Origin of the sequence: Micromonospora sp. NPDC049366 (genome assembly GCF_044466625.1) — a bacterium.
Classification (GTDB): domain Bacteria; phylum Actinomycetota; class Actinomycetes; order Mycobacteriales; family Micromonosporaceae; genus Micromonospora.
Window position 1 is genome coordinate 405,962 of record NZ_JBITMV010000001.1, and the last position, 26,052, is coordinate 432,013.

At 72.5% G+C, this 26,052-nt stretch carries 21 protein-coding genes; 8 read left to right on the forward strand and 13 right to left on the reverse strand.

All coding sequences use genetic code 11. The features are described from left to right. Positions 1 to 2 precede the first annotated feature (2 nt). The gene (hemB, locus tag ACIBTV_RS01925; protein ID WP_396701372.1) at positions 3 to 986 is read left to right on the forward strand and encodes a porphobilinogen synthase; all 984 of its coding nucleotides are present in this window, start codon (positions 3 to 5) and stop codon (positions 984 to 986) included. A gap of 97 nt (positions 987 to 1,083) precedes the next feature. Here the strand turns inward: hemB and ACIBTV_RS01930 are convergent, their stop codons facing one another. The 3 genes from ACIBTV_RS01930 to ACIBTV_RS01940 all read right to left on the reverse strand — a co-directional run bounded on the left by ACIBTV_RS01930 (position 1,084) and on the right by ACIBTV_RS01940 (position 7,003). Then, a complete protein-coding gene (locus ACIBTV_RS01930) occupies positions 1,084 to 4,356 on the reverse strand; it encodes a lamin tail domain-containing protein (RefSeq protein WP_396701374.1) in 3,273 nt (1,090 codons plus the stop codon). A gap of 96 nt (positions 4,357 to 4,452) precedes the next feature. Further along, positions 4,453 to 5,469: a GNAT family N-acetyltransferase gene (locus tag ACIBTV_RS01935; RefSeq protein WP_396702035.1), complete on the reverse strand. Its 1,017-nt coding sequence runs from the start codon at positions 5,467 to 5,469 to the stop codon at positions 4,453 to 4,455. Positions 5,470 to 5,542: 73 nt separating this feature from the next. Next, entirely contained in the window at positions 5,543 to 7,003 is a 1,461-nt protein-coding gene (locus ACIBTV_RS01940; protein WP_396701376.1) for a lytic transglycosylase domain-containing protein, read from the reverse strand. Positions 7,004 to 7,041: 38 nt separating this feature from the next. On the opposite strand from ACIBTV_RS01940, the gene ACIBTV_RS01945 reads away from it, so the two are divergent. Together ACIBTV_RS01945 and ACIBTV_RS01950 are read left to right on the forward strand one after the other, a co-directional pair. Then, the gene (locus tag ACIBTV_RS01945; RefSeq protein ID WP_396701378.1) at positions 7,042 to 7,263 is read left to right on the forward strand and encodes a zinc ribbon domain-containing protein; all 222 of its coding nucleotides are present in this window, start codon (positions 7,042 to 7,044) and stop codon (positions 7,261 to 7,263) included. Between the two features lie 163 nt (positions 7,264 to 7,426). Further along, positions 7,427 to 10,270: an ATP-binding protein gene (locus ACIBTV_RS01950; RefSeq protein WP_396701380.1), complete on the forward strand. Its 2,844-nt coding sequence runs from the start codon at positions 7,427 to 7,429 to the stop codon at positions 10,268 to 10,270. 56 nt (positions 10,271 to 10,326) lie between these two features. Here ACIBTV_RS01950 and ACIBTV_RS01955 read toward each other — a convergent pair whose 3' ends face one another. Continuing rightward, positions 10,327 to 10,869 carry a phospholipase gene (locus ACIBTV_RS01955; RefSeq protein WP_396702037.1) on the reverse strand — a complete coding sequence of 181 codons (543 nt, stop codon included), beginning with the start codon at positions 10,867 to 10,869 and terminating at the stop codon, positions 10,327 to 10,329. 188 nt (positions 10,870 to 11,057) lie between these two features. After that, positions 11,058 to 12,713, reverse strand: a complete 1,656-nt coding sequence (locus ACIBTV_RS01960; RefSeq protein ID WP_396701382.1) for a glycoside hydrolase family 10 protein — start codon at positions 12,711 to 12,713, stop codon at positions 11,058 to 11,060. Positions 12,714 to 13,004: 291 nt separating this feature from the next. Here ACIBTV_RS01960 and ACIBTV_RS01965 point away from each other — a divergent pair, with 291 nt between their 5' ends. Then, complete coding sequence (locus ACIBTV_RS01965; RefSeq protein ID WP_396701384.1) at positions 13,005 to 14,504, forward strand: amino acid permease; 1,500 nt, start codon at positions 13,005 to 13,007, stop codon at positions 14,502 to 14,504. Positions 14,505 to 14,586: 82 nt separating this feature from the next. Here the strand turns inward: ACIBTV_RS01965 and ACIBTV_RS01970 are convergent, their stop codons facing one another. The 5 genes from ACIBTV_RS01970 to ACIBTV_RS01990 are packed head-to-tail and all read right to left on the reverse strand — an operon-like array spanning position 14,587 to position 20,338. Beyond that, positions 14,587 to 15,627 carry a glycoside hydrolase family 43 protein gene (locus ACIBTV_RS01970; protein WP_396701386.1) on the reverse strand — a complete coding sequence of 347 codons (1,041 nt, stop codon included), beginning with the start codon at positions 15,625 to 15,627 and terminating at the stop codon, positions 14,587 to 14,589. After that, a complete protein-coding gene (locus ACIBTV_RS01975) occupies positions 15,624 to 16,475 on the reverse strand; it encodes a carbohydrate ABC transporter permease (RefSeq protein WP_091594750.1) in 852 nt (283 codons plus the stop codon). Before ACIBTV_RS01975 ends, ACIBTV_RS01970 begins: the two co-directional genes overlap by 4 nt. A gap of 10 nt (positions 16,476 to 16,485) precedes the next feature. Then, positions 16,486 to 17,451 carry a carbohydrate ABC transporter permease gene (locus tag ACIBTV_RS01980; protein ID WP_091594752.1) on the reverse strand — a complete coding sequence of 322 codons (966 nt, stop codon included), beginning with the start codon at positions 17,449 to 17,451 and terminating at the stop codon, positions 16,486 to 16,488. 6 nt (positions 17,452 to 17,457) lie between these two features. Continuing rightward, positions 17,458 to 18,786: an ABC transporter substrate-binding protein gene (locus ACIBTV_RS01985; protein ID WP_396701389.1), complete on the reverse strand. Its 1,329-nt coding sequence runs from the start codon at positions 18,784 to 18,786 to the stop codon at positions 17,458 to 17,460. A 40-nt stretch (positions 18,787 to 18,826) separates the two neighbouring features. After that, positions 18,827 to 20,338, reverse strand: coding sequence for an alpha-N-arabinofuranosidase (locus ACIBTV_RS01990; RefSeq protein ID WP_396701391.1), 1,512 nt, complete (start codon positions 20,336 to 20,338; stop codon positions 18,827 to 18,829). A 145-nt stretch (positions 20,339 to 20,483) separates the two neighbouring features. Between ACIBTV_RS01990 and ACIBTV_RS01995 the strand changes: the two genes are divergently transcribed. After that, the gene (locus ACIBTV_RS01995) at positions 20,484 to 21,491 is read left to right on the forward strand and encodes a LacI family DNA-binding transcriptional regulator (RefSeq protein ID WP_396701393.1); all 1,008 of its coding nucleotides are present in this window, start codon (positions 20,484 to 20,486) and stop codon (positions 21,489 to 21,491) included. A 30-nt stretch (positions 21,492 to 21,521) separates the two neighbouring features. Here ACIBTV_RS01995 and ACIBTV_RS02000 read toward each other — a convergent pair whose 3' ends face one another. The 3 genes from ACIBTV_RS02000 to ACIBTV_RS02010 form a co-directional block, all read right to left on the reverse strand. Next, a complete protein-coding gene (locus ACIBTV_RS02000; RefSeq protein WP_396701395.1) occupies positions 21,522 to 22,247 on the reverse strand; it encodes a methyltransferase domain-containing protein in 726 nt (241 codons plus the stop codon). 85 nt (positions 22,248 to 22,332) lie between these two features. After that, positions 22,333 to 22,650, reverse strand: a complete 318-nt coding sequence (locus ACIBTV_RS02005) for a hypothetical protein (protein ID WP_396701397.1) — start codon at positions 22,648 to 22,650, stop codon at positions 22,333 to 22,335. Between the two features lie 38 nt (positions 22,651 to 22,688). Further along, positions 22,689 to 24,326: an ABC-F family ATP-binding cassette domain-containing protein gene (locus tag ACIBTV_RS02010; RefSeq protein ID WP_396701399.1), complete on the reverse strand. Its 1,638-nt coding sequence runs from the start codon at positions 24,324 to 24,326 to the stop codon at positions 22,689 to 22,691. A gap of 53 nt (positions 24,327 to 24,379) precedes the next feature. Here ACIBTV_RS02010 and ACIBTV_RS02015 point away from each other — a divergent pair, with 53 nt between their 5' ends. From ACIBTV_RS02015 to ACIBTV_RS02025, 3 genes are all read left to right on the forward strand, one after another. Continuing rightward, positions 24,380 to 25,147 carry an ROK family protein gene (locus tag ACIBTV_RS02015; protein WP_396701401.1) on the forward strand — a complete coding sequence of 256 codons (768 nt, stop codon included), beginning with the start codon at positions 24,380 to 24,382 and terminating at the stop codon, positions 25,145 to 25,147. 119 nt (positions 25,148 to 25,266) lie between these two features. Beyond that, positions 25,267 to 25,635 (forward strand): tetratricopeptide repeat protein, encoded by a 369-nt coding sequence (locus ACIBTV_RS02020; RefSeq protein ID WP_396701403.1) that lies wholly within the window; start codon positions 25,267 to 25,269, stop codon positions 25,633 to 25,635. Between the two features lie 91 nt (positions 25,636 to 25,726). Next, positions 25,727 to 25,981, forward strand: coding sequence for a Smr/MutS family protein (locus ACIBTV_RS02025; RefSeq protein ID WP_013736060.1), 255 nt, complete (start codon positions 25,727 to 25,729; stop codon positions 25,979 to 25,981). The last annotated feature ends 71 nt before the right edge of the window (positions 25,982 to 26,052 follow it).

A 26,052-nucleotide genomic window follows, 5' to 3' on the forward strand; every position in this document is an offset into this window, starting at 1 on the left:
CCATGCCGTTCCCCGAGATCCGGCCCCGCCGGCTGCGCCGCACCCCGGCGCTCCGGCGGCTGGTCTCCGAGACCCGCGTCGACCCGGCCGAGCTGGTCGTGCCGATGTTCGTCAAGGAGGGCCTGACCGAGCCCCGGGCGATCAGCTCGCTCCCGGGGGTGCTCCAGCACTCCCGGGACTCGCTGCGCAAGGCCGCCGTCGAGGCGGTCCAGGCCGGGGTCGGCGGCATCATGCTCTTCGGGGTGCCCGCCGAGCGTGACCCGGCCGGCTCCGGTGGGCTCGACCCGAACGGGATCCTGAACGTCGCCATCCGCGACGTCGTCTCCGAGGTGGGCGACTCCACCGTCGTGATGAGCGACCTCTGCCTGGACGAGTTCACCTCGCACGGGCACTGCGGCCTGCTCACCCCGACCGGCGAGGTCGACAACGACGCGACGCTTCAGGCGTACGCCGAGATGGCGGTGGCCCAGGCCGACGCCGGGGTCGGCATGGTCGGGCCGTCCGGGATGATGGACGGCCAGGTCGGCGTGGTGCGCCGGGCGCTCGACGCCGCCGGGCACCAGGACGTGGCCGTGCTGGCGTACGCCGTCAAGTACGCCTCCGCGTTCTACGGCCCCTTCCGCGAGGCCGTCGAGTCGGCGCTGGAAGGTGACCGGCGGACCTACCAGCAGGACCCGGCCAACCTGCGGGAGTCGCTGCGCGAGGTCGCGCTCGACGTGGCCGAGGGTGCCGACCTGGTGATGGTGAAGCCGGCGCTGCCGTACCTCGACGTGGTCTCCGCGGTCCGCGCCGCGGTCGACGTCCCGGTCGCCGCCTACCAGGTCTCCGGCGAGTACGCGATGGTCGAGGCGGCTGCCGCGAACGGCTGGATCGACCGGGAGCGGGTGATGTTGGAGACGCTCACCTCGATCCGCCGGGCCGGCGCCCAGGTCATCCTCACCTACTGGGCGGTCGAGGCCGCGCAGCTGCTCCGCCAGCGCTACTGAGGCCGGCCCGCGACGACGAGCCGGTCGTCCACCGGCGCACCGACGAGTGACGGCCCGCCACCCCGGTCGGGGTGACGGGCCGTCGACGCAGGGTGGGTCAGTCGTCGTCGCGGATGGTCCCCGTCGCCAGCGGGTCGCGCAGCTCCAGGCCGGGCACACCGGCCACCAGCAGGGTCACCTTCTCGTCGGCCTCCCGCTTGCGGTCACCGTTGACCGTCACCGGGAAGGTGAGCGACGTCCGCCCCGCCGGCAGCACCTTGCAGCCCACGTACGGGTCGTAGTCCGACCCGGCCTGCGCCGTGGTGCCGTACGTGGCGGCGCAGAGCAGCACCGGCTGGGAGAGCGGCCGGGACACGGTGGCGGTGAAGGTCAACTCCCGGGTGCCCTTGTCACCCTCGACCACCGACGTGTCGGCGACGGTCAGCGCGGCACGGGACCGGAACCGGGCGACCTGCGGGTCGTGGTCGCTGGAGCCGCGTGAGCCGTCGGCGGTGTGCTCGGCCGGCCAGTCGGCGTTGATGTGCGCCGCCCGCACCTGCACGAGGTCCCGGTGCAGGGCCTCGTTGACGAACAGGTGGTCGAGCGTCTGCGCCTGCCCCTCGTAGCTGTACGAGTAGGCCGACGCGGGCACCTCGGCGACCAGGTCGTCCCACAGGTTGCGCAGGCCCGCCGCGTACAGGGGGGCCAGCTGGTCGGACGGGGTCGGCCGGGCGGCCGTGGCGATCGGGTCGTCGGGGCGGGGGAAGACGTTCAGGTCGCCGCCGTAGACGACGCGGGCGTTCGCGTCGGACGCCTCGATCGCGGTGACGATCGCCGCGCCGTACGCGGCCTGTTCCCGGCGCTGCCCCACCCGGCTGTCCGGCCCGGACGAGTAGTGGTTGCTGACCGCCCACAGGGTGAACCGCTCGGCCGCGCCCGGCGCGGCCGCCACGGTGAACTTCCCGACCTGCGGGGCCCGGGTGAAGACGTTGTCGCCGTCCCGGCCCGTCGAGGTGTCCACGTCGGCCGGGAGCAGGGCGTTGAGCGCCTTCGGGTTCTGCACGTCGGCGTTCGCCGGCAGCCCTGCCGCCCGGTACTGGACGGTCGGCGCCGCGCCGAGCACCGGGTCACCGGCGGTCGCCGGGGCCAGGCTCAACCGGTCCGTGCGGTAGAGGAACGCCGCGGTGATGCCGCGGGCGTCCGCGCCGGTGCGGTCGTACGCGGCGGCGTACGCCGGACCGCCGGCGGCCCGCACCGCGAGCGCTAACTCCTGGATCGTGTCCGGCGCGCCGTCGGCGTTGTCGGTGCCTCCGCAGGTCAGGGCGGCTCCGCTGACCGTGCAGATGTCCTGGTCCTCCGCCTCCTGCACGAGGATCAGGTCCGGTGCGTGCAGGTCCCGGACGATCTGGTCGGCCAGGGACGTCAGGTGCTCCTGGTAGTCGGCCTCGCCGGCCGGCACGTAGTCGAACGGCGGGCTCACGCCGGGGCAGCCCGCGTTGCCGGTGAAGTCGCAGCCGTCGAACGGGTCGTCCCGGAAGTCGTACAGGTTCTCCACGTTGTACGTGGCGACGGCCACCTCCGCGGACCGGTCGGCCGGCTTCGGCGGGTTGTTCTTCGACGGGTCGGCTCCGGCCGCGAACTCGGCCCCCTCGACCTGCACGCCGTACTTCTCGAACGAGTAGTAGAGACCGCCGAACGCGTCCTGCCGGAGGGTGTCGAAGGTGTGCGCCGGCGCGACCAGCGTGGTGCTGTCGCCGCTGGTCCCCTTCACGCCCATGCTGCCGAGCAGGATCCGCTGGCCGTTGCCGTCGTCGAACAGCCGCGTCGGGTCGTTGTCCAGCGGGTGCGCGTCCCGGAACACCCGGCGGGCGTACGGGTCGGCGCGGTCCAGCAGCGGGTCGTCCCGGTCGACCACCCAGAGCTCGGCGTCGGCGGTGGAGGCGAATACGTCCCGCCCGCTCACCGCGCCGCTCCCGGCCCGTACGCGCAGCCGCGCGCCCTCGTGCCGCTCCCAGAAGCGCTCGGCCGCGGCCAGGTCGGCCGGCGGCACCGCGTCGGTCACCTCGACCACGGTGTTCACGTCCAGCCCCTCGGCCAGCTTGCGCACCAGCGACGCGCTGGAGAGCTGCGTCATGTTGTAGTACTCCGACACCCGGGCGCGGAGCACCACCTCGTCGCCGACCGTCGGCACGTAGCCGCCGATCAGCGACGTGAACGAGCCCATGAACACGAAGATGCCGTCCGAGCTGGCCGGGTCGCCGTCGGTGGCGTCGCGGCGGCTCTGCAGGAAGAAGCCCCGCTGGTCCCGGCCCGACGAGTCACGGGCCAGGGTGAGCTGGGTGATCACCCCACGGACGTCGTACAGCAGGCTGCTCGTGCCGTTGCCGCTGGCCGGCGCGAGCGGCGAACGGTCGGCGGGCCCGGCCTCGGTGTCGGTCGTCGGGCCCTGCACCTCGCCCACGGTCAGCTCCCGGGTGACCTGCACCGCGAGGCTGCACGCGGCGGTGCCGCCGTCCGCGTCGGTGGCGGTCACCGTGACCGTGTACGCCCCGGCGGTCAGGTCGGCGCTCGTGGCGATCGTGGCCCGCGCGATGCCGCCCACCCCGTCGGCCGGGGTGACCGCGGTGCGGCTGATCGACCCGGTGGCCGGGGTCGGGCTGATGCCGGTGACCGCCAGGTCGACGATCGTGTCGTCCGGGTCGGTGGCGGTGACCTCCCGGGTCGCCGCGGTGCCGGCCGGGGTGACCAGGGCGGGGCCGCAGTCGAGGGTGGCCGGCGCGTCGACGGGGCCACCGCCGTCGACGCTGTGCGCGCCGAGGCCGTCGAAGGTGTCGGTGGCGAAGCCGGCCCACTGCGCGGCCGGGTCGAACGCGTCCGACGGGTCGGTGTCACCGGAGGTGACCGTGCCGAGCCGACGGAGGGTGTTGTCCGCCGTGCTGGTGAGGCCGCTGCCCCACTCGGTGCCGGGGTCGACGCCGGCCTGGCCGATCGAGTCCAGCACCGTGGCGCCCCGGCGCAGCACGACCGCGTCGTCGCCGTTGAACAGGCCGGCGCCGGAGGTCTGGTCGGCCTGGGCGAGGATCGCCGGCGAGGCCGAGGCGGCGGCGAACACGAACACGTCCCCGGCGGCGACCGTCCCGGTCAGCGCGAAGGCGGTCGCCGTGGTGGAGCCGTTGAAGTAGATCGCGAGCTGGTAGCCGCCGGCGGCCAGGTCGATCGCCGACCCGGTGCCGTTGAACAACTCGATCGCCTTGTTGTTCGACGAGCCTTCGACGTACTCGGAGATGAACAGGTCGGTGGGCGCGGCGACGGCCGCGGCGGGCGTGCCGACGATGGCCGTGGCGGTGACGGCGGCGGTCGCGAGCGCGGCGAGGGTGCGGCGCGGGCGCATAAGGCCTCCACGATGGGTGGACGGTGAACTAACGCACGTTAAGGGCACACAGTGGCCAGCGTCCATCCCCCGTGGGACAGTTTCGTGAACTGCCGGTCAGCGTGACGCGTCGAGGCGGTGCACCAGGTCGGCCACGTCCACGCTGTATTCACACCAGTCCCGGTCGGGGCGGTAGCCCAGCTCGGCGTTGACCTTCAGCATCGCCTCGTTGGCCTGCGCGTTCCAGGTCTGCACCTCGGCCAGGTCGGGCTCCGCCGACCGTAGCTCCAGCAGCATCCGTGCCTTGATCGCCCGGTCGATGCCGTAGCCCCGGTGGTCCTGCACGACGATCGTGTCGTACTGGTCGGCCCGGGTCGGGTGCTGCGCCGGCACCACCACCTCGGTCAGGCCCGCGACCTCGCCGGTCTGCTCGTGCAGGGCGAGCACGATGTACGGCTTCATGCCCCGCCGGTGCAGGCAGTCCAGGCTGTCCCGCAGCCGCTCCGGGTCGTAGGAGCTCGGCCGCAGCTCACCGTCGTCGACGTCGCGCACCTCGGCCTTCGCCCGCGCGTACGCCTCGATCAGCTCGTCCGGCGGACCGCCCGGGTGGAACTCCACGTGGTAGCCCGCGCCGATGCCCGTCGCCATCTCGGCCAGCTCGGCCCAGTCCACCACGGACAGGTCGAGCACGCTGCGGGTCTCGACGTACTCCCGGGTGAACCCGAGGGACTCGTAGAACGCCACGGACGGGGTGTCGCCGACCACCTCGACGCCGATCGCCGAGAAGCCCTCCTGGTAGACCCGGCGGGCCGCCGTGCGGACGAGGTCACGCCCGAGACCGGTGCGTCGGGCGGACGGGTGGACCAGCACCTCCAGCACGCCGATGTCGCCGAGCAGCAGCACCTGCACCTGACCGAGGATCGCTCCCGGCGCCCCGTTCGTGCCCGGCTCCTCCTGCGCGACCCACGAGATCCGCCGTTCGCCCGGCATCACCTCGGTGAGGTATTCCCGCAGTGAACTCTCCCGCCACGGCGGGTCCTGCGGCAGATCCGCCGCGAGGACCGCGTTGAGCGTGTCCAGCAGCGACGCGATCTCGGCGGACGACGCGGTCCTGGGGTCCCACTCGCGCACCATCACCCGTCTAGCTTGCCGCTTACCGCAGCCTGGGGGAAGTGTCCAGTTCTCCAAATGTAGGCGGACGATCACTTCACGTACGGCTCGCCTGCCCGTAGCGGTTGGCGGTGTCGAAGACGTCCTGGGCGTAACGGCGCACGTCGTTGTACGACAGGATGGCGTTCCACCAGTCCTCCGCGATGCTCAGGTTGCGCCCGTTGCGGCAGAGGTAGTTGCCGGCGGCGAGAGCCGCGTCGTCCAGGTCGTGCGGGTCCTTGACGCCGTCGTTGTCGGCGTCCACCCCGACCTCCGCCCAGGTCGTCGGGATGAACTGCATCGGCCCGATCGCCCGGTCGTACGTGGTGTCCTTGTCGAGAACGCCGCGGTCGGTGTCGATGATCCGCATGCGGCCGTCCCGACCGTCCAGCGGCAGTCCGATGATCTCCGGGGTGGCCCGGCCGTCCTGGCCCAGCTGGGCGCCGTTGGCCCGGCCGTGGTTGGACTCGACGGACCCGATCGCGGCGAGCGTGGTCCAGCTCAGGGCGCAGCTGCGGTTGGTCTGGGCGAGCACGAGTTCGGCATAGCCGTACGCCTGCACGGCGACCGGCGGGATGCCGACCTTGGCGCCGACCTGCTGCGCCCAGCCGGCCAGCGCGTCCGCCGGACGACCACCGACAACGCCGCTCACCGGCCCGCCCGGCGGCACGCTGCCGGTGGGGTAGGGGTAGGTGGGCAACCCGGCACCGGGCAGCCCGGACGGGCTGCCCGACGGGCCGGTCGGCACCGCGCTCGGCCGGATCTCCGGCGGGAGACCGGCCGTTTCACCCTCGTCGACCGCGACGGGGCGAGGTGCCCGGACCGCCGCCGGGACCAGCACCGCGCCGGCCGCCGCCATCGCGAAGACCAGGATCAGCAGGAAGACGCCGGGCAGGGTGAGCCGGCCGCTGGGTCGCCGGGACCACGCGCGGGTGGCCCGGGCGGCGGTGGCCGCCGCCTGCCGTGGACGAAGGCGTAGCGCGTGCGCGAACGGCGTCCGGTGCCGCCGGCCGGGGCCGGTCGCGGCGGTACCGTCCACGGTGGCCGCCCCGACCGCCGCGTCGCTCGTGCCCACCGAGGTCGTGCCCTCCGCGCTCACCGGCGTGGTGTCGCTCGTGCCCGCCGAGTCGCTCGCGGTCGTCGCATCGACCGCAGTCGTCGTCTCGGCCGTGCTCGTCGTATCGCTCGTGCCGGGCGTGTCGGCCGTGCTCGTCGCGTCGGCCGTGCTCGTCGGCCGGGCTTCGCTCGCCGCGCCGGACGGCTCGGCCGCACCCACCGGCTCTGTCCGGTCCGCCCCGGCCGTCAGGTCGCTCGTCGCCGCGGCGGCCGGGCCGGCCGATTCCGGCGCGTCCGGCGTCTCGGAGCGCAGCCAGGGACGGCGGGGCCGGGGCACCGGTCGGGGCGCCGGATCCGGTGCCGCCCCGGATTCGGCGAGCGCCCCGTCGAGCGGCGCGGCCGGTCGCAGGGGTCGAAGGGTCGATCTGTCCTCGCCGTCCACCACCCGTCGAGTATCACCCATGCCCCGACGGACGTCAGGCCCGGACGTACCCTGGTGCCATGCCCCGGTACGAGTTCCGCTGCCGCGCCTGCGGCGACACCTTCGAGGTCAACCGCCCGATGGCGCAGGCCACCGAGCCCGCCGCGTGTCCCCAGGGTCACGCCGACACGGTGAAGTTGCTCTCCACGGTCGCGGTCACCGGGCGGGGTTCCTCCGGTATCGGCGGCGCCTCCCCGGCGCCCGCCGGGGGTGGCTGCTGCGGCGGCGCCTGCGGCTGCTGACGCTCCACCGGCCGCTCCGCAACCCGCCGAGCGGCGGGCCGGGCCTTGCCCGGGGCGGGGGTGAGTGGCACTTTGGGTCCGAGCCCGCCCGGCCGTTCTCACGATGTGTGACCGCTCGGCTTCGGGCAGCATGAACCCGACGTGACGGGCGGAGGTTCGACGCATGGCGGAACGGATCCAGCTCCCGACCGGGTGGGTGACCTTCGTGTTCACCGACATCGAGGGCTCGACCCGACTTGCTCAGCTGCTCGGTCCGGATTACCGCCCGGTGCTGCGCGAACACCGCCGGCTGCTGCGTCGTACGCTGGCCGGCACCGGTGGCGCGGAGCTGCTGACCGAGGGCGACTCGTTCTTCCTCGCCTTCGCCGACGCCGCCGAGGCACTGACCGCCTGTCTCACCGCGCAGCGGGCGCTGGCCGGCCACGACTGGCCGAATCCGGATGCCGCGCCCCGGGTGCGGATGGGTCTGCACACCGGCTACGCCGAGCCGCGCGACGGCGAGTACGCCAGTCCCGAGGTGCACCGGGCGGCCCGGATCGCCGCCGCCGCGCACGGTGGCCAGGTGCTGTGCTCGGCGTCCACGGCACGGCGGGCCGAGCCGTTGCCGTCCGGCGCCTCCCTGCTCGACCTCGGCCTGCACCGGCTGCGCGGCTTCGACGACCGGGAGCGCCTGTTCCAGCTGGTCGCGCCGGGTCTGGAACGGCAGTTTCCGCGCCCGCGTACGGCCGACGCGGTGGCGCACAACCTGCCCACCCAGGTCACCTCGTTCATCGGCCGGGATGCCGAGCGCGCCGAGCTGCGTCGGCTGGTCGAGGAGCACCGGCTGGTCACCGTGCTGGGGGCGGGCGGGGCGGGCAAGACCCGGCTCGCGGTCGAGCTGGCGTCGGGGGTCGTCGAGGCGTACCCGGACGGGGTCTGGTTCGTCGACATCGCGGCGGTGACCGACCCGGGTTTGGTGGCGTTCGAGATCGCCGCGGTGCTCGGCCTGCGTCCGGAACCGGGTCGCCCGATGGTGGACACCCTGGTGGAGTACGCGGCGGCCCGCCGGATGCTGGTCCTGCTCGACACCTGCGACGCGCAGCCCGCCGCCTCGGCCGAGGTCATCTCCCGGCTGCTCGCCGGCGGTCGGGGCGTGCGCGTGCTGGCCACCAGCCGGGAGTCGTTCGGCCTGCCGGGCGAGGTGGTGTGGCGCATCCCGCCGCTGTCGGTGGACCCGTGCGACGACGGCGCGGAGAGCGACGCGGTGGCCCTGCTGCTGGACCGGACGGCGGCGGCCCGGGGTGGCCGGCATCCCGACCCGGCCGAGTCGGCCGACCTGCGGCGGGTGGTGCAGCGGCTCGACGGGTTGCCGCTCGCCATCGAGCTGGCCGCCGCCCGGCTGCGGGTGCTGTCGGTGGGTCAGCTCGCGGAGCGCCTCGACGACGTGCTGGGCACGCTGGACGCCGGCCGGGACGAGCCGGAGCCGCCGCCGGTGGACCGGGGTTGGATGGGCAACCAGCAGGACACCGTGGACCTGGTGGCCGCCGCGGCCGGTGCCTCCCCGCCGACGCAGGCGACCCGGGCGGTGCAGCGGTCCGCCACCGAGCGGCACCTCACCATGCAGGCGACGGTCACGTGGTCGTACCGGACCCTCGGGCCCCGGGCCGCCCGGCTGCTGCGGTGGCTGGCCGTCTTCGCCGGTCCGGTGGACCTGGCGACGGTGGAGTGGCTGCTCGGCGACGACCCGCTCGACCCGCTGTCGGTGCTGGTGGACAAGTCGATGGTGCTGGCCGAGCCGCACGCGGCGGGGAGCACCTACCGGATGCTCGACCCGATCCGGGCGTACGCGGCGCGCCGGCTCGCCGAGGCGGGGGAGGAGCAGGCCGCCCGGAACCGGCACGTGGCCTGGTCGGCGCACGCGCTGGAGCGGGCGCACCTCGGCCCCGACGGACGGCCGGTCACGCTCTCGCTCTACGCGCTCGACCCGTTGGCCGGCGAGCTGCGGGCGGCGCTGCGCTGGTGCGCGACCGGGGGCAGCGCGGCGGCGGGGCTGCGGCTGGCCGGTGGCCTCGACCAGTGGTGGCGGGAGCGCGGGCTGGCCCGCGAGGGGCGGCTGTGGCTCTTCCGCCTGTACGGGCGCATCGCCGAGACGGGGGAGCGGATCCCGGAGGCGGAGCTGGCCGCGGCGTACCACATGCATTCGCTGCACGCCGGCGCGGACGGTGAGTTCGCGGAGGAGCTGCGCTACTCGCAGCGGGCGGAGGCGGCGGCGCGGCAGGCCGGCGACTCGGGTCTGCTGGCCCGGGTGCTGGCCGGGCGGGCCGCGCCGCTGGTCGACATGGGACAGTTCGCCGAGGCCGAGCGGGTCTGCCGTGAGGTCATCGACTGGGCGCACAGTCAGGACGTGCTGCCGGACGCGCTGCTCGCCGTCTACATCCTGGCCGAGCTGCTGTGGCGCCGGGGCGCGCTGGACGAGGCGGCGGACCTGCTCGCGGCGGCGCGTCCGGTGGAGGCGGCGCGTCCGGTGGAGCGGGGGCGGCGCTCCGTCGACATGCTGCTCGGCCTGGTCGCCCTGTCCCGCGGCGATCTGATCGCCGCGCACGAGCATCTGCTGGTGGCGCTGCGGTCGCGGATGACCCACGGTTTCCACGGCCGGGCCTGCGACACGTTGAACGCGATCGCGGTGCGGTGTCTGGCCGGCGGCGATCCGCACACCGCCGCCCGGCTCTTCGGCGCCACCCAGGCGACCCGCGCCAACCTGCGCTGCACCCCGGGCATCTACGGGGGCTACTGGGCCGACCAGCAGGCGGAGCTGCGCCGGATGCTGGGTGACACGGCCTTCGACGACGCGTACGCCGAGGGCGCCGAGCTGGGGCTCGACGAGGCGGTGGCGTTGGCGCTCGACGTGGAGCACCCGGACCTGGCGGCCGACTCGACGCGGTTCCGGACGATGCAGGGGCCCCCGGCTCCCCGGCAGGGGGAGCCGGAGTCGCAGCGTCGCCCGGCGGGTCAGACCGAGCGCGCCTGATGGCGGGCGGAGGGCCCGTGCCGCCGGGCTTCCGGCGGCACGGGCCCTCCCGGTTCTCAGGCGCGCAGGCCGGCGCGGCGCTCCGCGTCGGCCTTCATCTTCGCGGCCCGCTCGATGTCGGCGGGGTCGACCGCCGCGGGTGAGCCGAAGATGCTGACCGCCTGGTAGTAGGTCCAGGCCAGGCTCAGGCAGGCCGGCCGGACGACCGAGTTGTACGTGGCGCAGACCCGCTTCAGGTCGGCGTAGAAGGCGTCGTCCAGGCGGGACTTGTTGGCGGAGAACACGCCCATCGCCTTGTGGTTGCGGTATCCGAAGTCGTGCCGGTAGCAGGAGAGTTCGAAGGTGAACCCGAGCGGGTTGTCGGGGCTCGACGAGCAGTAGTCGGTCGACCAGTCGAACGCGTACTCCGACCAGGCGGCCTTGTTGAGCCGGCCCGAGTTCCAGGAGTTGTAGCTGCTGGCGCTGGTCTGCGTCCAACTGCTGAGCACGGCGAGCTTCTGTTCGCGGCTGACGGCGGCGCTGGCGGGGGAGGCGAGGCCGAGGACGACGAGCAGCGCGAGCGTGCCCGAGGTGAGGAGGGTGGCGATACGTCTGGGCAGCACGGGGACCTCCGCGGGGGTGTGCGGCTGGGGGGTAAGTTACCGGCTGGTTACCGGTGCCCATGAGTGTCGATCAACTGACGTACGTAAATCTGTGCTCGGTGCCAACTATTGGTGACATGCGTTGAAACAGGCGAATGCCCCGAGCGTCAGCGACACCCGGGGCATCCGGTCGGTGGTGATCGGCCTCAGTGGACGAAGGCCGGCGGGCTCGCGGGGCTCTCGTTGGCGAGCCGGTCGAGCGCCGTCACGTAGTACGTGTAGCGCTGGCCCGGCACCGCCGTGGTGTCCACCCAGTGCTGGGTGCCGCCGTCCGTGGCCCGCACGGTGTCGACGAGGTGTGCCGCGTCGGCGAGGTCGCAGCGTCCGGCCGGTCTCGTGCCGTCGAGCCGGTAGATCGCGTACGACGTGGCCGTGCCGAGCGGGCCGACGCCGTCGGCCGGCTGACGCCAGGTGAGCCGGACCCCGTCCGCCTGCCGGTCGGCCCGCGTCACCACCGGGAAGAGCAACGGCTTGGCCGGCAGGTGCGACATGGTCGGCACGAGGGCGGGGCGGGAGTAGTGCTCGGCCGCGTAGATGTCGGTGGCGCCGAGCCGGTTGGCCCGCACCTGGACGGCCGAGAAGTGCACGTTGCCCAGCACCTCCGGGTAGGACCGGTTGAGCGTCAGGTGGTCCGACAGCTCGCGGGGGTTCATCCAGTACGTGCCGTACGCCGGGTCGCCGCTCTTGTAGTCGGCCTGCCCGATGTAGAGCTGCACCCGGGTGCCGCGGACCGTCTCCGCCCACCACGGCACCAGCCGGGCGTAGTCGGCGGCCGGGTACTGCCCGATGTACCAGTAGAGCTGCGGGACGATGTAGTCGACCCACTCCTGCTTGACCCACGTCCGGGTGTCGGCCGAGATGATGTCGTACGACTGGCTGCCGGTGGTGTCCGAGCCGAGCGGGTCGGCGCTGGCGTTGCGCCAGATGCCGAACGGGCTGACCCCGAACTTCACCCACGGCTTCGCCGTCTTGATCTTGGCGTTCATCTCCTGGATCAGCAGGTTGATGTTGTCCCGCCGCCAGTCCGCCTTGTCGGTGAAGCCCCGGTTGTACGCGGCGAAGGTGGCGTCGTCCGGCACCTGGTGGGTGCCGCTCGGGTACGGGTAGAAGTAGTCGTCGAAGTGGACCGCGTCGATGTCGTATCGGGTGACCGCGTCCATCATCGCCGTCTGGACGAACTCGCGGACCTCGAGAATGCCCGGGTTGTAGTAGAGCCGGCTGCCGGCCACGCCAGCCGGCGGGTAGGCGAAGGCCCAGTCCGGGTGCTGCCGGGCCGGGTGGTTCGGCGCGAGCTGGTCCAGGTCGGCGCCGGCGCCGCCCGGGGCCGGCATGGAGATCCGGTACGGGTTGAACCAGGCGTGGAACTCCAGGTTGCGCTTGTGCGACTCGGCGACCAGGAAGGCCAGCGGATCCCAGCCCGGGTCCTGGCCCCGGACGCCGGTCAGGTACTCCGACCAGGGCTCGTGCGGCGAGGGCCAGAAGGCGTCGGCGGTCGGGCGGACCTGGACGACGACGGCGTTGTGATGGAGTCGCTCGGCGAGGTCGAGCCAGGCGAGGTATTCGGCCTTCTGCTGGGCGACCTGGTCCGGCGCGGTCTGGGAGGCCTTGCTGGGCCAGTCGATGTTGGTCACCGAGGCGATCCAGAGCGCGCGGAACTGGCGCTTGGGGGTGGTCGGGTCGGTGACGCAGGTGGTGGCGGCGGCGTCGGCCCGGTCGGGCGCGGCGGTCGCGGGGGTGGTGACGAGGAGCGAGCCGAGCAGCGCTGCGGCGAGTCCGGCGGCTGCGAGGCGCGGTGCCTTCATGCGGTGTCCCTTCGTTGGGGCTCCCGGTTTCGGTGGCGGCCACCTCGGCAACATTCGCCGTTGGCTATCTGCCGCTAGAAGAAAATTTTCATACCGTACGCGCTGTGCGCAAGACCCGCGCCCCGGAACGCCCGCTCCATCCCGGTTCGGGCCGCCGCGGGCCCGCTGACCGGTGCCGTGGACCGGGGTGACCGATCGGCGCCGAGCGCGGTGATTGGCGCTGATGCGGACGGGGTAGCAACGCCGGTCACGGACTGCCAGGGTGGCGGTCGCACGGCGGGAGGAGTGCGCGTGTCCGTGCTGCGTACCAAACCGATCAAGGACGTCCTCGCGCAGGGCGAGGCCGACGGCACCGACGGCCGACCCGGCCTGAAACGACGACTCGGCGCACTCGACCTCACCGGGTTCGGCATCGGCATCGTGATCGGCACCGGCATCTTCACGTTGACCGGCATCGAGGCGCGGGACAGCGCCGGGCCGGGCGTCGTGATCTCGTTCGCCATCGCCGGCGTGGTCGCCCTGCTCGCCGCGCTCTGCTACGCCGAACTGGCGTCCAGCGTGCCGACCGCCGGCAGCGCCTACACCTACGCGTACGCGACGATGGGCGAGATCGTCGCCTGGATCATCGGCTGGGACCTGCTGCTGGAGTTCGCGCTCGGCGCGGCCGTGGTCGCCCGCGGCTGGTCCGGCTACCTGGCCGAGCTGTTCAACCTGCCCACCGCCTGGTTCGGCGAGGAGGGCAGCGTGCTCAACGTCGGGGCCATCGCCATCGTGCTGATCCTCGGCATCGTGGGCATCATCGGCATCCGGGAGTCGGCCCGGGTGACCAACCTGCTGGTGCTGGTCAAGGTGGCGATCTGCGTGTTCGTGGTGGTCGCCGGCCTGTTCTTCGTCAAGGCCGCCAACCTGACCCCGTTCATCCCGCCGTCCGAACCCGCCGGGGCCGGCGACGACGGAATCAAGCAGCCCGTCACGCAGGCGCTCTTCGGTCTGGAGCCGTCCGTCTTCGGGTTCGTCGGGGTGCTCAGCGCCGCCGCCGTGGTCTTCTTCGCGTACACCGGCTTCGAGGCCGTGGCGAACCTCGGCGAGGAGACCCGCAAGCCCCGCCGTGACCTGCCGCTCGGCCTGCTGGGCACGCTGCTGATCTCCACCGTGCTCTACATCGGCGTCTCGCTGGTCGTGGTCGGCATGGTGCGCTACACCGACATCGATCGGGGTGCCCCGATCGCCTCCGCCTTCGAGGCGGTCGGTGCCGGGTGGGCGGCGGTCCTCGTCTCCATCGCCGCGATCGCCGGCCTGACCAGCGTCATCCTCGTCGACCTGGTGGCCATGGGCCGGATCGGCTTCGCCATCGCCCGGGACGGGCTGATCCCGCCGTCGATCGCCGAGGTGCACCCGCGCTGGGGCACCCCGTACCGGATCTCGGCGATCATGACCGTCGGGGTCGCGCTGCTCGCCGGCCTGCTGCCGCTGTCCGCGCTCGCCGACCTGGTCAGCATCGGCGCGCTCTGCGCGTTCGTGCTGGTCTCCATCGCGGTGCCCGTCCTGCGGCGGAAGAGTCCGGAGCTGGAGCGGCCGTTCCGGGTGCCGCTCTCGCCGGTCCTGCCGATCGTCTCGGCGCTGGCCTGCTTCTACCTGATGCTCAACCTCTCGGTCGAGACCTGGCTGCGGTTCGCCGCCTGGATGCTGCTCGGCGCGCTGATCTACTTCGGCTACGGCTACCGGAAGAACCGGCTGGCCCGCCGCGAGGACCCCGCCACCCCGTCCCCGCGCGAACCCGCCGCCACCTGACTCCGTTCGTCCGCACCCCGTGCAAGCAAAGAGTGGCTGTCCCGTTGCAGGGCAGCCACTCTTTCCGCGCGGGCGCAGGGCGTTACGGGCGCGGTTGCGGGCTGCCGGTCGGGCCCTTCACCGTGGGCCGGCCGTCGGTCCAGACCACCTCGTCCAGCCACGTCTGCCGGCCCGGGTCGACGCTGCCCTCCTGGCCGGGCGGCCAGGCGTGGTAGAGCAGCCAGGTCCGGCCGTCCTTGACCACCATCGAGGCGTGGCCCGGTCCGGAGGCCGCGTCGTTGCTCCGCAGGATCGGGTTCTCCGGAGCCTTCACGCATGGCCCGGTCGGCGACTCGCAGACCGCGTAGCCCTCGGCGTACTCGGCCCTGTCGTACGCGTTCGCCGCGAAGAAGAGGTGGAGCTTCCCGTCCTGCCGGTGGAAGAACGGCCCCTCGATCAGGGTGCCCTCCCACGGCTCGGTCTGCTTGAGCAGCTTCGTCGGCTCACCGACCAGGCTCAGGCCGTCCTCCGAGAGGCGCTGCGACCAGATCCAGGTGTCCACCCCGATGGCGTTGCCGTCGTTCTTCCACAGCAGCCAGAGGCTTCCGTCGGTGTCCCGCCACGGGCTCGCGTCGATCGCCCCGCCCAGCTCGGCCTGGCAGATCAGCGGGCCGGCCGAGTCGTCCCGGTACGGCCCCTGCGGCGTGCTCGCCACCGCGCGGCTGACGCACTGCCGCCCGGACTCCCGCCCGGCCACCGTGTAATAGAGGACGAAACGGTCCGGCCCGAGCTGGATCGCCTCCGGCGCCCAGGTCTTGCCGGGGTCGGCCCACTCCGGCAGTCGCGGCAGCGCGTCACCGGCCGGCGTCCAGTCGACCAGGTCGGGCGAGGTGTGCACCGGCACGTTGCGGCCGGCGGCGTTGGTGTGGAACAGGTACCAGGTGTCGCCCACCTGGATCGCCTGGGGATCCGGGGCGTCGGTGCGGATGACCGGGTTCGTGAACATGCTCGCGTCGCTTCCCGTGCTCGTGGGGGTGGGTTCGCCGGCGCTGTCACCGGCGTCGCCGCTGCCGCAGCCGGCGGCGAGCAGCGCGACGGCGAGGACCGCCGCCGAGCCTCGCCGCCGGAGGGTTCCGGCCGTCATCCCTTCAGGCCGCTGCGGGAGACGCCCTGGATGATGTGCCGCTGGGCGAGCACGAAGAGGATCAGCACCGGCACGCTCGCCAGCACCGCACCCGCCATGATCACCGGGTAGTCGGTCACGTAGCTGCCCTGGAGCAGACCCAGGCCGGGCGGCAGGGTCAGCCGCTCCGGGCTGAACAGCACGAAGATCGGCCAGAGGAAGTCGTTCCAGTTGGTCAGGAACGACAGCACCGCCAGGGTGGCCAGCGCCGGCTTCGACAGCGGCAGCACCACCCGGTAGAAGATCTGCCACTGGTTCGCGCCGTCCAGCACCGCGGCCTCCTCCAACTCCTTCGGGAGGGAGAGGAAGAACTGCCGCAGGAAGAACACCCCGAACGCGCTCGCCGCTCCCGGCACCACCACCACGGCGAGGGTGTCGATCCAGTTCAGCGTGTCGACGATCAGGAAGTTCGGGATGATCAGCGAGGTCGGCGGGATGAACAGCGTCCCGACGATCAGCGCGAAGCTCACCCCGCGACCCCGGAACCGCATCCGGGCCAGGGCGTACGCGGCCATCGAGGCGGTCGCCAGCACCAGCACCGAGTGCAGGGTGGCCGCGAGCATGCTGTTGAGGAACCAGCGCAGCACCGGGTTGGCGGAGTTGTTGAGGATCTGCTCGTAGCCGTACCCGGAGGCCGGGTCGGGCAGCCAGGTCGGCGGGATCCGCTGGGCGCCGTCGTAGGTCTTCAGCGAGGTGATGACCATCCACACCAGCGGTACGAGGAAGACCAGGGCCAGCGCCACGAGGATGGCGTAGAGCCCGACGCGGCGCAGGGTGTGCGACGGCGTGGTGGACGTGGGCGTCGTCATGGCGGGTCCCTCAGTCTTCCCGGTAGCGGAAGAGGCGGAAGTTGGCGAGGCTCACCACGGCCAGCATCAGTGCGAAGACGATGCTCATCGCGGCGGCCCGGCCGGCGTCGTTGTTCCGCAGCCCCTGCTCGACGATGTACCAGACCACGGTGCGGGTCTCCGTGCCCGGCGCGCCCTGGGTGATCAGGAACGACTGGCCGAACACGTTCGCCGAGGCGAGCACGGTGGTCGTCATCACGAAGAGCAGCACCGGACGCAGGCCGGGGAGCGTCACGTTCCGGAACCTCTCCCAGGCGTTCGCGCCGTCCACCTTCGCCGCCTCGTACAGCTCGGGCGAGATGTCCTGGAGACCGGCCAGGTAGATCACGGCGTTGAAGCCGGAGGTCCACCAGACGGTCACCCCGACCAGCGAGACCCAGGCCCACGGCACGTCCGTCACCCACGGCGTGTCCGACGGCAGGCCCACCACGGCGAGGAGGCGGTTGACGAGACCGAGGTTGGCGTCGAGCAGGAACCGCCAGAGCAGACCGATCACCGCGACACCGAGCACGTACGGCGCGAAGTAGACCGCCCGGAAGAACGTCCGGCCCGGGAACGAGCGGTTCAGCAGCAGCGCCAGCCCCAGCGGGACCACCACCAGCAGCGGCACCGACAGCACCGTGAAGATCGCGGTGGCGCGGATGCTCTGCCACCAGTCCCCGTAGACCGCCGAGTCGCTGGAGAACAACTCCTTGTAGTTGTCCAGCCCGACGAACGGCCGGTTCGGCAGCTGGAAGTCCCACTGGTGCACGCTCAGCCAGAGGCCGAGCACGATGGGCAGCAGGCCGAACACCCCGAACAGAACCAGGTAGGGGGCGAGGAACAGGTACGGCGTCGCCCGACCGGTCCGGTTCGCCGAGGTGCGTCGGCGGGCGGCACTGGCCGCCGGGGGCGGCGCGTCACCGCGCGCCGCCCCGACCTCGATCACGTCCGCCACGGAGAATCAGCTCCCGTACTTCTTGCGGTTGTCCTCAAGCTGCTTGTTGGCCTTGGACACACCGTCGTCGAGGGCCTGCTTGGGCGACTTCTTGCCCAGCACGGCCTCGTTGAACGAGTTGTAGAAGGTCGTGAGGACCTCGCCCAGACCCGGGGTCGCCGGCGGGAAGGCCGCGTAGTCCAGCTCGGGGGCGAGGGCGTTCACCTCGGTCAGTGCCTTGAAGTCGGCGCCGTCCCGGACGCTCTTGCGGGCCGGCACCTGGCCGCCCTTGGCCCAGTCGAGCGAGTGCTCGCTCAGCCAGTTGATGAAGACCTTCGACGCCTGGACCTTGTTGGCGTTGTTCGCCCGCTGCTTCACGATCGTGAAGTTGTGCGAGTTCGCCCAGGCGGCCGGCTTGCTCCCGATCTGCGGCAGCGGCGCCACGCCCCACTGGACGTCCGGGCTCTTCTTCAGGTCGTTGATCTGCCAGATGCCGTTGAACGTGAAGGCGTTCTTGCCGCTCTTCAGGGCGAGGTACTCGGCGTCCTGGCCGACGTTCGACGGGGAGTGGCCCTGCTTGATCATGTCGGCCATCCAGGTGCACGCCTCGATCGCCGGGTCGGCGTTGAAGGTGGCCTTGGTGACCTCGGCGTCGAAGAGGCTGCCGCCGAACTGGTAGACCAGCGAGTAGAAGGACATGCCGCCGGTGAACTGGAACGGGCTGATCCAGAAGCCCTGCACCCCGGACTTCTTCAGCTCGGTCAGCGCGGCGGTGAAGTCGTCCCGGGTGGTCGGCGGCTTGTTCGGGTCGAGCCCGGCCTTCTCCATCACCGACTTGTTGTAGTAGAAGCCCAGCGGGTGCATGTCCAGCGGAATGCCGTACCGCTTGTTGTTGTAGATGCCGCCCTTCCAGACGGTCGGGGCGAAGTCGCTCTCGGTCAGCCCCAGCGTCGTGGCCACGTCGTCCAGCTCGGTGATGACGCCGCGGGCGGCGAACGTGGCGAGCTGGTCCATGTGCATGACCGCGATGTCCGGGCCGTTGCCGCTGGAGGCGGCGCTCGGGAGCTTGTTGTAGTAGTCCTCCCACTGGTACGTCGCCACCGACACCGCGATGTTTTGGTGCTCGGTGTTGAACTGGTTCACCAGCGTCTTGAAGATCTCGCCGTCGCCGCCGGTGAACCCGTTCCAGAGCTTCAGGTCCACCTTCGGGCCGGTGTAGTCCTTACCACCGTTGCCGGCCGCCGGGCCGGAGGAGTCGCTGCCGCCGCCACAGCCGGCCAGGGTCAGTGAGGCCGCGGCGCCGAGGCCGAGACCGAGACCGAGGAGCCGTCGCCGGCTCATTTCGTTGTGGATCATGCTGTATCTCTCCTTGGGGGACGGGATGAAGTGTGCCTGCTCAGGGCCGGTTACCGAAGCGCAGCACGTTCCAGGAGACGGCCGGCAGGCGCACCGAGCACCGGCCGGCGTCGAGGGTGGGGGTGTGCAGTTCCCGGGGCGTCACCTTGTCCGGTTCCGCCTCGGTGTTGGTCGCCTCCGGGTCGTCCCCGGCGGCGAGGCTCAGGTGTGACGAGGCGGACAGACCGGGCAGCCCGCGAAGGTCGAGCTGAAGCTCCAGGTCGGTGTCGCCCCGGTTGACGGCGAACACGGTCAGCTCGCCGGTCTCCTCGTCGTGGACGGCGACGGTGTCCAGCACCGGCACGTCCCCGTACTTCTTCGTCTCGTAGCGCGGCGAGATCGGCTCCGTACGCAGGACGGTGCCCCGGGCGTAGCGGGCGGTCAGCGCGAACGGGTGGAAGATGCTCTGCCGCCAGGCGGGCCCGCCGTTGCGGGTGCGGATCGGCGCGATCACGTTCGCGAGCTGCGCCTGCGCGGCGACCCCGACCCGGTCGGCGTGCCGCAGCAGGGTGATCAGCAGGTCACCGACCACCACCGCGTCCACGGCGTTGAAGTCGTCCTCGATCAGCGCCGGGGCCTCGACCCAGCCGCGCCGGTCGAGGTCGGCCTGGAGGCGGGCCTCGTACCAGACGTTCCACTCGTCGAAGGAGATCTTGAGCTTGCGGCGGTGCCGCTGCTTCGCCGCCACGTGGTCGGCGGTGGCGACGACCTCGGTGATGAAGTTGTCCATGTCGACGGCCGAGGCGAGCAGGCTGGCCCGGTCGCCGTCGGAGGGGTCGTAGTACGTGTGCGCGGAGATGTAGTCGACGTGCTCGTACGTGTGCTCCAGCACGGTCGCCTCCCAGGAGGCGAAGGTCGGCATCCGCCGGTTGGAGCTGCCGCAGGCGACCAGGCTGATCGACGGGTCGATCATCTTCATGGCCCGCGCGGCCTCGGCGGCGAGCCGGCCGTACTCGTCGGCGGTCTTGTGGCCGACCTGCCACGGGCCGTCCATCTCGTTGCCGAGGCACCAGAGCTTGACCCCGAAGGGGTCCTCGGCGCCGTTCTTGCGGCGCAGGTCGGACAGGTGGGTGCCGCCGGGGTGGTTGCTGTACTCGAGCAGGTCGAGCGCCTCCTGCACACCGCGGGTGCCCAGGTTGACGGCCATCATCGGCTCGACGCCGGCCTCGGCGGCCCAGGTCATGAACTCGTGCAGGCCGAACGCGTTCGTCTCGATGGTCTTCCAGGCCAGGTCGAGCCGGCGCGGCCGGTCGCCGACCGGGCCCACGCCGTCCTCCCAGCGGTAGCCGGAGACGAAGTTGCCGCCCGGGTAGCGGACCAGGGAGACGCCGAGCTCGCGGGTCAGCTCCAGGACGTCGCGCCGGAGGCCCAGGGCGTCCGCCTCGCGGTGGCCGGGCTCATAGATGCCTCCGTAGACGCAGCGGCCCATGTGCTCGACGAAGGAGCCGAAGAGTCGCCGGTCGGCCGGCCCGATCGCGAACGCCGGGTCGATCGTCAGCTGCGCGGTCCGCACGGATGTCACCTTTCGTCGTTTCTGGTGGGCAGTGACCGCAGTCACCGCTCACCCGGTGTCCATGCTTTCTACAACGTTGTAGGCAACGTTGTAAAGGGTTCGTTAAGCGGTAGAGTGCCGGTGGTTACAGCGGGAGGTTGCGGAGTTGCGGCACAGGCTGAAGGACGTCGCCGAGCGCGCCGGCGTGTCGGTGAAGACCGTCTCCAACGTGGTGAACGGTTACGTACACGTCCGGCCGGACACCCGCGCCCGGGTCGAGGAGGCGATCGCCGAACTCAACTACCGGCCCAACCTCTCCGCCCGCAACCTCCGCAAGGGGCGCACCGGGGTGATCGCCCTGGCCGTCCCGGAGCTCGACATCCCCTACTTCGCCGAGCTGGCGCGCCACGTGGTCAGCGCCGCGGCCGACCTGGGCTGGACGGTGCTGATCGACCAGACCGGCGGTCGCCGCGAGCAGGAACGGGTGGTCGCCGCCGGCATCACCGACCACCTGATCGACGGGCTGATCTTCAGCCCGCTGGCGCTCACCGCCGACGACCTGGCCAACCTCGACGGCACCCCGATGGTGCTGCTCGGCGAGCGGGTCGACCACGGCCCCGCCGACCACGTCGTGATCGACAACGTCGCCGCCGCCCGGGAGATCACCACCCATCTCGTCCGCCTCGGCCGCCGCCGGATCGCCGCCATCGGCTCCCAACGCACGCCCGAAGGCGCCAGCGCCCGGCTGCGCCTCGCCGGCTACGTCGCCGCCCTCGACGAGGCCGGTATCGGCTACGACGAGGCCCTCGTGGCGCCCGCGCCGGCCTGGCACCGCGCGGACGGCGCGGCCGCCATGCGCGCCCTGCTGACCTCCGGCGTACGCCCCGACGCCGTCTTCTGCTTCAACGACACCCTCGCCCTCGGCGCGCTGCGGGCGCTGCACGAAGCGGGCCTGCGGGTGCCCGAGGACGTCGCGGTGGCCGGCTTCGACGACATCGAGGACGGCCGGTTCTCGGTCCCGACACTGACCACGATCGCCCCCGACAAGGAGCGGATCGCCCGGCTGGCGGTCGAGCTGCTGGCCGACCGCATCGACGGCGACCGCAGCGCCCCGGCCCGCGAACTCTCCGCCCCCTACCTCCTGACCCCCCGCGAATCCACCGAAGGCCGCTGACCTCCGCCCTACCGGCGGGGGTCGGTCCGGTCAGTCGAAGAAGCGGGCCAGGTGGGCCTTGGTCGGCGGGTCGGCGTCGGCGGCGACGGGGGTCAGGTCGGCGAAGATCGACGCGCCGTCGCAGCCCGCGTGCAGCGGGTACCAGCGCGGGGTCCCCGGTGGCCGCTGAAGACAGATCCCCTTGATCGTCTGCACGTCCAGCAGGCGTACGTGGGTCGGGTCGGCCACTGCGTTCACGTGCCCCCACCAGGGACTCATGACGTGCAGCACGCCGCCCGGACGGAGCACCCGGTGCGCCTCGTCGAGCAGCGGCAGGAAGTCGATGAGGTGCTCCAGGATGTGCACCGCGAAGAAGACGTCGACGGCGTCGTCGGCGAGCGGCAGCGAACCGGAGAGGTCGGCCACCGCGTCCACCCCGGGCGCCGGGAAGATGTCCAGCCCCAGGTTGCTCGGCCACTGCTTGGTCGGTCCGCAGCCCAGGTCCACCACCACCGGGTCCCGCCCGGCCACCCGGACCCGGCACCAGACGCCGAACACCCCGGCCAGCCGGCCGATCCGGTCCCGGACCAGCCGCAGCTGCGCGGGTTCGGCCACCTCGCCGGTGACGTGCGCGACGCCCCGGTCGAAGCGCACCTCCACGGTGAGGCCGCGCAGCCGGTCGTCGTGGCCGACCTGATCGGCCCACACCTCGGCGAGGAAGTCGTCCATCGCCCGCAACCGGTCCGCCGACGGCGGGGTCTGTGCCAACGCGACCACGGTCCACCTCCCGCCGCCCGTTACCCGGGTCGTCGCCGGATATGCCCCACTATGGGGGGACGTTCGGCGGGCGGGCGTGGCGGCGTCAGCCGCCGATGGTCCGGCGGGGCCGACCACCGGCCCGCATCCGCTGCCGGGGCGGCGGCGTGGCGGCCTTCGGTCGCTTCAGGTGGTAGCGGTGCAGCTCGTTGTTGCCGGGCAGCGACGGGTCCTCGCTCATCGCCACCAGTTCCCAACCCTGGTCGCCGGCCCGATTCAGGTGGGCGAGCGCGGTGTCCCCGTACGGGGTGACGTCGACCATCGAGCCGTCCGGGCCGTACCAGACGAAGACGACCTCCCACCCGACGTCGGTCGTCGCGGCCTGGCGTCGCCGGACCAGCAGCGCGTACTCCCACTTGAGCATGGGGTCATTCTCACCCCGCGTGCCCGGATCGGCACGGATCAGTCTTCGGCGATCCGTCCCGCGTCCACGCGCAGCCGCCGGTTGGTGGTCACCGCGTCCAGCATCCGCCGGTCGTGAGTGACCAGTAGCAGCGTGCCCGGGTAGGTGGCCAGGGCCGACTCCAGCTGCTCGATGGCCGGCAGGTCCAGGTGGTTCGTCGGCTCGTCCAGCACGAGCAGGTTCACGCCCCGGCCCTGCAGCAGCGCCAGCGCCGCGCGGGTGCGCTCGCCGGGGGAGAGGGTCGCCGCCGGCCGCAGTACGTGCCCGGCCCGCAGGCCGAACTTGGCGAGCAGGGTCCGCGCGTCGGCCGGCGACAGGTCCGGTACGGCGGCCCGGAACGCGTCGATCAGCGGCACGTCACCGAGGAACAGCCGCCGGGCCTGGTCCACCTCGCCGACCACCACCCCCGACCCGAGCGTGGCGTGCCCGCCGTCCAGTGGGAGCCGACCGAGCAGGGCGGCCAGCAGGGTGGACTTGCCGGCGCCGTTCGCGCCCGTCACCGCCACCCGGTCGGCCCAGTCGATCTGCAGGTTCACCGGGCCGAGGGTGAACGTGCCGCGGCGTACGACGGCGTCGCGGAGCGCGGCCACGACGGCGCCGGCGCGGGGCGCGGCGGCGATCTCCATCCGCAGCTCCCACTCCTTGCGCGGCTCCTCGACCACCTCCAGCCGCTCGATCAGGCGCTCGGTCTGTTTGGCCTTCGCCGCCTGCTTCTCGGTCGCCTCGGACCGGAACTTGCGGCCGATCTTGTCGTTGTCGGTGGCCTTGCGCCGCGCGTTCTTGACGCCCTTCTCCATCCACGCCCGCTGGGTCCGGGCGCGGGCCTCCAGGCCGGCGCGGGTCTCCGCGTACTCCTCGTAGTCGGCCCGGGCGTGCCGGCGCGCCACGGCGCGCTCCTCCAGGTAGGCCGCGTAGCCGCCGCCGTAGTGGTTGACCTGCTGCTGGGGCAGGTCCAGCTCCAGCACGCGGTTGACCGTCCGGGTGAGGAACTCCCGGTCGTGGCTGACCAGCACGGTGCCGGCGCGCAGCCCCGTGACGAACTCCTCCAGCCGCTCCAGCCCGGCCAGGTCCAGGTCGTTGGTGGGCTCGTCGAGCAGGAACACGTCGTACCGGCTGAGCAGCAGCGACGCGAGCCCCGCGCGGGCGGCCTGGCCGCCGGAGAGCGCGGTCATCTCCTGCTCCAGGTCCACCCCGAGGCCCAGCTCCGCCGCGACCTGCTCGGCCCGCTCGTCCAGGTCCGCGCCGCCGAGCGCGAGCCAACGCTCCAAGGCTTCGGCGTACGCGTCGTCGGCGCCCGCCGCCCCCGCGGTCAACGCCTCCGTCGCGGCGTCCAGCGCCGCCTGGGCGCCGGTCACGCCGGTGCGCCGGGCCAGGAACCCGCGGACCGTCTCCCCGGGCCGGCGCTCCGGCTCCTGCGGCAGGTGCCCGACGGTCGCGGTGGGCGGGCTGAGGGCGACCGCGCCGGCCTCGACCGGCAGCAACCCGGCGAGGGTACGCAGCAGCGTCGACTTGCCGGCGCCGTTCGGCCCGACCAGGCCGACCACGTCCCCGGGGGCGACCACCAGGTCCAGCCCGGTGAAGAGCGGACGGTCGCCGTGCCCGGCGGCCAGGTCCTTGACGATCAACGTGGCGCTCATGAGGAGCCGAGCCTATCCGCCCGGAGCAGCCGGGGAAGGAGCAGACTGCTCGGGTGGCGACCACACTGGCGATCGACTGCGGCGGCGGCGGCATCAAGGCCTCCGTGCTCGACGAGGCGGGCACGATGCGCACCCGTCCGCTGCGGGTGCCCACCCCGTACCCGCTGCCGCCCGCGCTCTTCGTGAAGACCCTGGTGGATCTCGGCGGCCGGCTGCCCACCGCCGACCGGGTGACCGTCGGCCTGCCCGGAATGCTGCGGCACGGCGTCGTGGTCGCGACGCCGCACTACGTCACCCGGGCCGGCCCGCGCACCAAGGTCGACCCGGACCTGCTCGCCGAGTGGTCCGGCTGGGACGTCCGGTCCGCGCTCGCCGACGCCTTCGGCATGCCGGTGCTGGCCCTCAACGACGCCGAGGTGCACGGCGCCGGCGTGGTCGCCGGCACCGGGCTGGAGCTGGTCCTCACCCTCGGCACCGGGCTGGGCTGCGCGCTCTTCGACGGCGGGGTGCTCGCGCCACACCTGGAGCTCTCCCAGGCTCCGGTGCGCTGGGGCATGACCTACGACACGTACGTCGGGGAGCCGGAACGCCGCCGCCTCGGCGACGGTTTCTGGTCCCGACGGGTCCGCGGGGTGGTCGAGGGCCTGCGCCCGGTGTTCCGCTGGGACCGGCTCTACCTCGGCGGCGGCAACTCGCGGCTGATCCGGCCGGAGCAGCTGGCCCGGATGGGCGACGACGTGGTGGTGGTGCCGAACACGGCGGGCATCGTCGGTGGCGTACGGGCCTGGGACCTGGCGGCGGCGCGGCCCGCCGAGCGGTGAGCCCCGTCACGATCCACCACCCCGCCGGCGATCAATACGCCCCCGGGAACAGTCGCCGTCCTGCCGATGTTGTGCCAGCGTCGGCACAGTGACGACAGCGACACGAGGGGGGAGGCCGAATGGATCTTCTGGCCGAGTACCGGCTGGCGACCTTGTACTTCGAGGCCGGTGACCCGACCGCAGCGGCCCGGCTGCTCGAGCCGATCATCGAGGCCGAGCCGGACAACGCCTCCGTGCGGCAGCTGCTGGCGCGTGCGTACTTCCAGTCCGCCCAGCTCAGCCGCGCCGAGGCGCAGCTGCGCACCCTGGTCGACCAGGACCCGAGCGACCACTACTCGCACCACGTGCTGGGCCGCACCCTGGAGCGGCTGAACCGGCACACGGACGCGCTGCGGCACCTGCGGATCGCCGCGGCGATGCACTCCGCCAACGACGACTACGCGACGGCGCTGCGCCGGGTGGAGACCCGGGTCAGCGGCGGTCGCTAGCCCCGGCCGGAGCACGACGACGAAGGGCAGCCCTGGTGGCTGCCCTTCGTCGTCTCCGTGCCCGGGCGTCGGGCGCGCCTACGATGAACTGGTGAAGCTCAAGCTCGACCTCCACGACATCTTCAACAAGGGCCACGACATCGACCGCGCGCTGCGCGGGATCATGGACGAGGCGGTCGCGAAGAAGGCCACGCTCGTGGAGATCATCCCGGGCAAGGGCTCCGGCCAGCTCAAGAAGCGCGTGCTGCGGTTCCTCGACCAGAAGGACGTCAAGCAGCTCTACCACCGGGTCGAAAAGGACTCGAAGAACTTCGGCCGCCTCTTCGTCCACTTCCGCTGGAAGTAGGAAATAACGCGGGGATGGCGGTTCCGTCCGGACCGTCGCCCCGATTCTGCGCGGCTCACCTCACGGGGCGT

Excerpts from the sequence above, each read along its gene's own strand:
- ACIBTV_RS02020 (WP_396701403.1), top strand. The coding sequence starts at position 25,267 with ATGGATCTTCTGGCCGAGTACCGGCTGGCGACCTTGTACTTCGAGGCC.
- ACIBTV_RS01970 (WP_396701386.1), bottom strand. The coding sequence starts at position 15,627 with ATGACGGCCGGAACCCTCCGGCGGCGAGGCTCGGCGGCGGTCCTCGCC.
- ACIBTV_RS01940 (WP_396701376.1), bottom strand. The coding sequence starts at position 7,003 with ATGGGTGATACTCGACGGGTGGTGGACGGCGAGGACAGATCGACCCTT.
- hemB (WP_396701372.1), top strand. The coding sequence starts at position 3 with ATGCCGTTCCCCGAGATCCGGCCCCGCCGGCTGCGCCGCACCCCGGCG.
- ACIBTV_RS02010 (WP_396701399.1), bottom strand. The coding sequence starts at position 24,326 with ATGAGCGCCACGTTGATCGTCAAGGACCTGGCCGCCGGGCACGGCGAC.
- ACIBTV_RS01935 (WP_396702035.1), bottom strand. The coding sequence starts at position 5,469 with ATGGTGCGCGAGTGGGACCCCAGGACCGCGTCGTCCGCCGAGATCGCG.
- ACIBTV_RS01950 (WP_396701380.1), top strand. The coding sequence starts at position 7,427 with ATGGCGGAACGGATCCAGCTCCCGACCGGGTGGGTGACCTTCGTGTTC.
- ACIBTV_RS01960 (WP_396701382.1), bottom strand. The coding sequence starts at position 12,713 with ATGAAGGCACCGCGCCTCGCAGCCGCCGGACTCGCCGCAGCGCTGCTC.
- ACIBTV_RS01975 (WP_091594750.1), bottom strand. The coding sequence starts at position 16,475 with ATGACGACGCCCACGTCCACCACGCCGTCGCACACCCTGCGCCGCGTC.
- ACIBTV_RS01945 (WP_396701378.1), top strand. The coding sequence starts at position 7,042 with ATGCCCCGGTACGAGTTCCGCTGCCGCGCCTGCGGCGACACCTTCGAG.
- ACIBTV_RS01930 (WP_396701374.1), bottom strand. The coding sequence starts at position 4,356 with ATGCGCCCGCGCCGCACCCTCGCCGCGCTCGCGACCGCCGCCGTCACC.
- ACIBTV_RS02005 (WP_396701397.1), bottom strand. The coding sequence starts at position 22,650 with ATGCTCAAGTGGGAGTACGCGCTGCTGGTCCGGCGACGCCAGGCCGCG.
- ACIBTV_RS01985 (WP_396701389.1), bottom strand. The coding sequence starts at position 18,786 with ATGATCCACAACGAAATGAGCCGGCGACGGCTCCTCGGTCTCGGTCTC.